At 70.4% G+C, this 5,947-nt stretch carries 6 protein-coding genes and 1 pseudogene; 2 read left to right on the top strand and 5 right to left on the bottom strand.

Going from position 1 to position 5,947, the window contains the following annotated elements:
- Positions 1-83: 83 nt before the first annotated feature.
- A pseudogene (locus BKE38_RS28865) lies at positions 84-653 on the top strand (alpha/beta hydrolase); the annotation flags it as partial.
- Between the two features lie 224 nt (positions 654-877).
- Here BKE38_RS28865 and BKE38_RS28860 read toward each other — a convergent pair.
- The 4 genes from BKE38_RS28860 to BKE38_RS28845 all read right to left on the bottom strand — a co-directional run bounded on the left by BKE38_RS28860 (position 878) and on the right by BKE38_RS28845 (position 3,968).
- Entirely contained in the window at positions 878-2,065 is a 1,188-nt protein-coding gene (locus BKE38_RS28860; protein ID WP_076960563.1) for a trans-sulfuration enzyme family protein, read from the bottom strand.
- Positions 2,066-2,106: 41 nt separating this feature from the next.
- A complete protein-coding gene (locus BKE38_RS28855; protein WP_076960562.1) occupies positions 2,107-2,574 on the bottom strand; it encodes a YybH family protein in 468 nt (155 codons plus the stop codon).
- Between the two features lie 77 nt (positions 2,575-2,651).
- A complete protein-coding gene (locus tag BKE38_RS28850) occupies positions 2,652-3,629 on the bottom strand; it encodes a Bug family tripartite tricarboxylate transporter substrate binding protein (RefSeq protein WP_076960561.1) in 978 nt (325 codons plus the stop codon).
- Positions 3,630-3,764: 135 nt separating this feature from the next.
- On the bottom strand, positions 3,765-3,968 hold the full coding sequence (locus tag BKE38_RS28845; RefSeq protein WP_076960560.1) for a hypothetical protein: 204 nt from the start codon (positions 3,966-3,968) through the stop codon (positions 3,765-3,767).
- A gap of 374 nt (positions 3,969-4,342) precedes the next feature.
- On the opposite strand from BKE38_RS28845, the gene BKE38_RS28840 reads away from it, so the two are divergent.
- Positions 4,343-4,600: a hypothetical protein gene (locus BKE38_RS28840; RefSeq protein ID WP_076960559.1), complete on the top strand. Its 258-nt coding sequence runs from the start codon at positions 4,343-4,345 to the stop codon at positions 4,598-4,600.
- A gap of 60 nt (positions 4,601-4,660) precedes the next feature.
- Here the strand turns inward: BKE38_RS28840 and BKE38_RS28835 are convergent.
- The coding region (locus BKE38_RS28835) for an MFS transporter (protein WP_367596504.1) at positions 4,661-5,947 on the bottom strand (1,287 nt) is incomplete at its 5' end.

Genomic DNA, 5,947 nt, shown 5'->3' with positions numbered 1-5,947 from the left:
CTACTGGACCGGCGACCACCGAGGTGGCCGCGGGGAAGGTCGTCGGCAGCGTCAGATGGGTATAAGAGCCAGCCCCCGAGCACCCCTACCCCGCCGCCATCGACCAGGTGCTGGCCGCGCTGCGCTGGCTGCGCGACGGCGCAGCCGGGCACGGCATCGACGGCACGAAGCTGGCGGTCGGCGGCGACTCCGCCGGCGGCAACCTGACGCTGAACGCGCTGATCCGCCTGCGCGACGCGGGCGAGCCGTTGCCGGCGCTGGGCGTCATCGTCTATGGCATGCTCTCGTCCCAGCACGAGACGGCGTCCCACCGCGAGCGCGGCGACGGCCGCTTCGGCCTGTCGACGGCGAAGCTCGACTGGTTCTGGACGCACTACGCCCCCGACGCCGCGCAACGCAGCGGCCCGGGCGTGGCGCCGCTCCACGCCGAGCTCGCCGGCCTGCCGCCGCTGGTCCTGCAGGCGGCCGCGCTGGACCCGCTGCTGGACGACACGCTGGCGCTGGACAAGAAGCTCGACGCCGCGGGGGTTCCGCATACGACCACGCTGTACGAAGGCGTGCCGCACGGGTTCATCGGGCAGACGGCGCTTCTCTCGAAAGCCAACGATGCGCGTGAAGAAGTGGTGGCGGCTTTGAAGAAAGCGTTTGGGTAACCAACAGGCCAGGGGAATGAATTCCCCTTTTCTTTCAGACTGCCGTGTCCACGTGGGGACAGTACGTGAAACGGCCAATGCGCAGCGCGACCTTTAAGGTTGCGCTGTTTCTGCGTCCCGCCTTGATGCCCTGGTGTCGCCTTTGGCGAAGCGGCTGTGCTCTCAACGGCCAACAGAATAAAAAGAAGATGGGGGTTCGGGGGAATTCATTCCCCCGACCTTCTTCAGCCTTTCATGGCCTGTTCTAGATCTTCGACAAGATCCGCCGGATCTTCCAGCCCCACCGACAGCCGGAACGTCCCGTCGCCCGTCCAATCGCGATAGGCCGCCGCGGCGGCGCCTTCGAGGCGGAAGGAGCCGTGGACGACGTCATCGGCGGGGATGTGGAACAGCAGGCTCTGCGCCTTGCCGAGCGACACCGCGTAGCTCCAGATCTTCAGCCGCTCGGCCAGGCGGCGGGCGAGATTCTTGTCGTCATCGGCACTGAAGCTGATCATGCCGGAGAAGTTCGCCATCTGGCGCTTGGCGACGGCGTGGTGCGGGTGGCTTTCCAGGCCGGGCCAGTAGACGCGGCGGATGCGCGGATGGGCCGATAGGAATTCGGCGACGATGCGGGCGTTGCGCTCGTGCAGGGCCATGCGGGCGGGCAACGTCTCGAGGCCGCGCAGGATCAGCCAGGCGGCGAAAGGGCTGATGGCACCGCCGAGGTGGATCACGGCTTCCTTGCGCAGCGCTGCGATCGGGGCCGCGCGGCCCATGACGGCGCCGCCCAGCGCGTCGCCATGGCCGCAGGCGTATTTGGTCAGGGAATGGATCACCCAGTCGGCGCCGAGCGCGATCGGCTGGGTGGCGATGGGCGTGGCCATGGTGGAGTCGACCGACAATTCCGCGCCGGCGGCATGGGCAATGGCGGCGAGCGCCGAGATGTCGGCGAGCTTGAGGATCGGGTTGGCGGGGGTCTCGATATGGACCAGGCGCGTCTCGGGGCGGATCGCGGCGGCGACGGCGGCGGGGTCGGACATGTCGACGCTGCTGACGGCGACGCCGTAGCGGGCCAGGGTCTCGAGGGCGAATTCGGCGACGCCGGCGTAGCAGACATCGCTCAGCAGCAGGTGGCTGCCGGGGGCCAGGCGGTGCAGGAACAGGCCCGCCGTCGCGGCCATGCCGCTGGCGAAGCCGAGCGCGGCCTCGGCGCCTTCGAGGGCGGCCAGGCGCTGCTCCAGCAAGGCGACGGTCGGGTTGCCCCAGCGCGTGTAGAACATCGGCGCATCGGCGCCGAGGTCGTTGGCCGAGAAGCCGATGGCGTCGGGGTCGGTGTAGAAGCTGGTCGCGGCGACCAGCGGCGGCGTCACCGGCGCGCCGAGGGCGCGGGCCGGCTCGGCAGCGTGCAGGGCCAGGGTGGCGGGGCGCATCACGGGCCTCCTTTCGGCGGACAGGGCGGCGCCCCTGCCGCTCAGCTGCGCGACGGCTTGTTGCCGTGCGAGACGTCGGGCGTGCCGCGGAACAGCGACATGTGGGTATGCGTCGCGACCCAGGGCTGGTCGACCTGATCACGGCCGAAGGAGACGGTCGCGCGGCCCTTGCGGTCGAAGGGCGTGCCGTCCGGCTGGTAGCCGGTCGAATCCCAGATGCCCAGGCCGACGGCGAAGAGGCGGTCGGGCGAGACGATCGACTTCACGTCGTCGAGGCGCCAGAGGAAGCCGTCGATGGTCGGCCAGACCTTGCGCCACTGGTTCTGCTCGGCCGGCTGCTGGCCATAGACGAAGTCGGAGAAGGTGCCAAACGCCAAAAAGTCGTCGGAGAAGAGGTGGCGGGCGGCGGCGAAGTCGACGGCCTGGACATGGTCGGACAGCTCGCGGAACCAGTCCTGGATCTTGGCGTGGTCGGCGGGGTCGACGGGCGCGGTGGCCTTGACGGTCATGGGATCATCCTGAGTCAGAAGAGGCGCCAGCCTGCGACAGCCGACGCCGAAGCGGAAGATGGCGCGGGCGCCCGTTGCTATTGCGGCTCGAACTTCGCCAGCTTCAGCAGCGCGGCATTCTGCTCGACCTCGAGGGCGATGGCGCGCTCGATCTCGGGGATCGTCTCGCGCACCGGCTCGAAGCCCTGGCCGGCCAGGCGCTGGACGGTCTCGGGCTCGTGCAGGCCCTTGATCAGCGCGGCGTTCAGGCGGGCGGCGATCTCGGCTGGGATGCCGCGATGCGCCCAGACGCCATACCAGGAATAGAAGGTGAAGCCGGGCAGCCCGTTCTCCGACAGGGTCGGCAGCTCGGCGGCGAGCTCGGTGCGGGCCGGCGTCGCGATGCCCAGGCCCCGCAGCTGGCCGCCGCGGATCATCGGCAGGGTGGCCAGCACCGGGTCGAACATCAGCTGCACATTGCCGGCGGCGACATCGGTCAGCGCGGGCGCCGAGCCGCGATAGGGCACGATCTCGATCTCGGTGCCGGCCTGGCGGTTGAACTCGATCGAGGCCAGGTGGCCCGCCGCGCCGAGCGAGGAGGTGGCGAAGGACCAGCGCTTCGGCTCCGCCTTCGCCGCGGCGATGACCTCGGACAGCGTCTTCTGCGGCAGGCGCGGGTCCTGCACCAGCACGCAGGGGCCGCGGGCGGTGCGCGCGATGGGGATGAAGTCGGCGACGGGGTCGTAGCCCACCACCTTCATCACATGCCGCGCCATCGGATGGATCGAGGCCGAGCCCATGATGGTGTAGCCGTCCGGCGCCGCCTGCAGCACCGCCTGGCCGCCGACCGTGCCGCTGCCGCCGGTGCGGTTCTCGACCACCACGGTGACGCCCAGCTGCTCCTGCAGCTTCAGCGCCGCCAGCCGCGCCATGGCATCCGTCGCCGCCCCCGGGGTGTAGGGCACAACCATGCGGATCGGCCGGTTCGGCCAGGGGTTCTGGGCGATGGCCGGACGGGCCAGCAGCGGCGCGGCGACGGCAGCGCCGGCGGCGGCCAGCAGCTCTCTGCGGTGCATGCGGAATCCTCGAAGGATCAGGAGCGGGCGAAAAAAATCCGGGCAGCGCATGGATCATGCGATGCCCGGCAAAGTTTCGACAAAGGGAAAGACGAGTCTGGGTAGGAACCTAAAAAGGCACGTCAGGCAGGCACGTTAGGCTTGGGCGGCGGGCACCCAGTCCTGGGCGCGCTGCACCACGAGGCGGGCGACGCGGGCGGCCTCGGCCGGGCTGTCGAAGCGGGCGCCGTCGATGTCGTCGACCACTGGGTCGACGGCCTTGAAGCGCCAGCCGCCGTGGCTGGAGACTGCGACGCCGACGAAGCGGCCGCCGATATCGACGGGACGGGAAGCGATCATGATCTCTCTCCTGGTCCTGACGCGGCGCGCAGGACCATCAGAACCGGTGGATTGTCAGGGAAGGCAGGCGGGGAGCGTCAGCGCCGACAACAGCACATTCGCATCGCCGCCCCGCCGGTCTGGCCCATGGAGAGATCGGAGAGGGTAATAGGGCGCTTTAGCATTTCGTGACGCGGTGCAAGCTGCATCTCAAATCTCCGCGGGGCGGCCCATCCGCCCGGTACATCCCCCTTTCAACACATCTACGACGTGCAATCAAGAGATTTACGCGCATATTTTCCAATTCAGCGCGATGGCCGCGTGGAATAGCGTCAGCGCAACCGCCGGGCGGCTGCCCCGTTTTCCTGGATGCCCCGACTGAAGGAAGACGTGCGATGACCGACCCGCGCAAGCCAGGCCCCGTCCCGGCGGAGAAATCCGGGTCAGAGCAGGCCGCGAAGCCCGCCACACCTCCGGGCAAGCCCGGCGCCCCGGCGGCCGATGACCGCGGCCTGCATCCGGGCCTGCATCTCGGCGAATGGACCGGCATGCTGACCGGCCATTCCACCCGCGACCCCGACACCACCCGCCCCGGCAGCAAGACCACCGGGCCGGGCGAGATGGGGAATTTCATGAAGAACCAGAAGGAATAGGCGCAGCCGCTGCGGCGCGCCGGCCGAGGCCCGGTCCCGCAAGGGGCCGGGCCTTTTTCGTCAGGCGCGGGCGGCGGCCAGTTCCGGCGCGGGCTCGCGGGTCTCGGGCATGGCGATCCAGGCCAGAGCCAGGCAGGCCAGGCCGATGCCGCCCAGCATGCCGAAGGCCACCCCTGCGCCCAGCCAGCCGGCGACCAGCCCGGCCAGGCTGGTGCTGAAGGTGCCGCCCAGCCCCACCGCCAGGCCGAAGACCCCCATGCAGAGGTTGAAGCGGTTGCTGCCCCGGGTCAGGTCGGCGGCGATCAGCGGCAGCATGACGCCCAGCGTCGCGGCGCTGACCCCGTCCAGCGCCTGCACCAGCACCAGGCCCAGCGGATGCTCGACCAGCGCCAGCAGCGTGCCGCGCAGCGGCAGCATGGCGAAGCCGATCAGCAGCACCAGCCGGCGGCCGCGCGTCTCGGCCAGCCGGCCGAAGCGCGGCGCGAGGCCCGCCACCACCAGCTGCGGCACCACCAGGCAGGCGGCGATGATCAGATTGGCCTCCTCGCCGGTCTGGCGGGTGACCATCGAGGCCGCCAGCGGCAGCATCGCCGCGTTCGACAGGGTGAAGAGCAGGCAGCAGCCGGAGAAGACCAGGATACCGGGCTGGCGCAGCAGGTCGATCACCCGGCCGCCGCTCTCGCGCTTCGACACCAGCGGCACGGCCCGCTGGGTCAGGTCCTCGCCGCGGATCATGGCCAGGCAGGCGAGGCTGGGCAGGGTCAGCGCCGCGGTCAGCCAGAAGACGGCGGCCGGCGCCACATAGGTGCCGACCAGCCCCATGACGCCGGCGGCGACCGCGCCGCCCAGCGCCTGGTAGCGGGAATTGCGCCCCAGCCGCTCGCCCAGCGCTGCCCGGCCGACGAGCGCCAGGCTGATCGCCGCGATCGAGGGTGTCAGGACGCAGCTGGCAAAGCCGTGCAGCACCTCGGAAACCAGCACCGGCAGGGTATGGGGCAGCGCCGCCAGCAGCACAGCAGAAAGAGCAATGGCCAGCAGGGCCAGCATTGCCGCCAGCCGCTTGTTGCGCAGCGCATCGACCAGGGCGCCGGCCGGCAGCTGGCTGATCATCGCCGTCAGCGTGCCGAGGCTGAGGGCGAAGCCGATCTCCACCTCGGTCCAGGCCTGGGTGGTCAGATAGACGGCGACGAAGGGGCCGAATCCCGTCTGCACATCGGCGACGAAGAAGTTCAGCCAATCGAGGCCCCGCCGGCTGCGGCCCGCCGTCATGCCGCCATCCTTCAGGGTGCCGGGGCGCCGGGCGGCGCGGCTTGGGTTGGCGCGGGCTCGGCCGGCGAGGTGCCGGGC

Source organism: Teichococcus deserti, assembly GCF_001982615.1.
Lineage (GTDB): Bacteria > Pseudomonadota > Alphaproteobacteria > Acetobacterales > Acetobacteraceae > Pseudoroseomonas > Pseudoroseomonas deserti.
This window is presented reverse-complemented; position numbering and strand designations above follow the sequence as displayed.

Coding starts and splice junctions, on each gene's coding strand:
- BKE38_RS28860 (WP_076960563.1), bottom strand. CDS start 2,065: ATGCGCCCCGCCACCCTGGCCCTGCACGCTGCCGAGCCGGCCCGCGCC.
- BKE38_RS28855 (WP_076960562.1), bottom strand. CDS start 2,574: ATGACCGTCAAGGCCACCGCGCCCGTCGACCCCGCCGACCACGCCAAG.
- BKE38_RS28850 (WP_076960561.1), bottom strand. CDS start 3,629: ATGCACCGCAGAGAGCTGCTGGCCGCCGCCGGCGCTGCCGTCGCCGCG.
- BKE38_RS28845 (WP_076960560.1), bottom strand. CDS start 3,968: ATGATCGCTTCCCGTCCCGTCGATATCGGCGGCCGCTTCGTCGGCGTC.
- BKE38_RS28840 (WP_076960559.1), top strand. CDS start 4,343: ATGACCGACCCGCGCAAGCCAGGCCCCGTCCCGGCGGAGAAATCCGGG.